Raw genomic sequence first — 756 nt, 5'->3', positions numbered from 1 at the left:
TGTAATGCGAACGGAAAAACTTATATGAAAAATAAATCATTAAATATGATAAGCGGAGTAAGCCGAAAACCGAAAAGAGTAGGCAAAAAAAAATGAATTTTATGAAACTAACCAATAATTTATCTTCATTGTTGTTTTTTATGGGAACAATCATTTTGTTTTCATTCACTTTGACTTCTTGTCAAAATCAATCTGCCGAATTTGAATGGACTGAAAAAGAAAAAGAAATAGCAAAAAAAGAAATTTCTAATGTAGCAAAAATCATAATTGAAAGCGCAGAGAAAGTTGATATTCACTCTGCTTTAGAACCTTATTTAAAATCGCCTGATTTTATTGTTATCACTCCTGATGCTTCGATTGATAATTATGATACTTTTAAAAGTACTAATATAGAATCCTTCGAACAATTTAAAGCATACAATCAAACAACTATCAAAGAAGAATATAGGTTTCTGAACAAAGACCTTGTACTCTATACTTGGATTGGAAAAGCGGAAATTGAACTCAAAACGGGAGAAAAAATGAATTTTGACTCTTATGTCGGAACTATGCTTTTTAGTAAATTAGATAATGAATGGAGAATAACTTATGCACACGAATCTGCATCACCTCCTGTAATGAAATAATTGAACAAAACACTACAGCCAACACCGTATAAAATTAATTGCTAGTGCAGGCTTACTTACGAAAATCCTCGCGGATTTTCTATTCGGTTTGTATTTGCTAAATTAGGTGCTTAAAACACGCAACTAATCT

At 30.7% G+C, this 756-nt stretch carries 1 protein-coding gene; it reads left to right on the top strand.

Annotated features, from left to right (window positions below; genetic code table 11):
• The first annotated feature begins 101 nt into the window (after positions 1–101).
• Positions 102–626 carry a nuclear transport factor 2 family protein gene (locus tag ACY2RU_RS17740; protein WP_490139821.1) on the top strand — a complete coding sequence of 175 codons (525 nt, stop codon included), beginning with the start codon at positions 102–104 and terminating at the stop codon, positions 624–626.
• Positions 627–756 lie beyond the last annotated feature (130 nt).

Source organism: Ulvibacter sp. 2305UL32-6 (genome assembly GCF_058148545.1).
This window is presented reverse-complemented; position numbering and strand designations above follow the sequence as displayed.

Coding starts and splice junctions, on each gene's coding strand:
- ACY2RU_RS17740 (WP_490139821.1), top strand. CDS start 102: ATGAAACTAACCAATAATTTATCTTCATTGTTGTTTTTTATGGGAACA.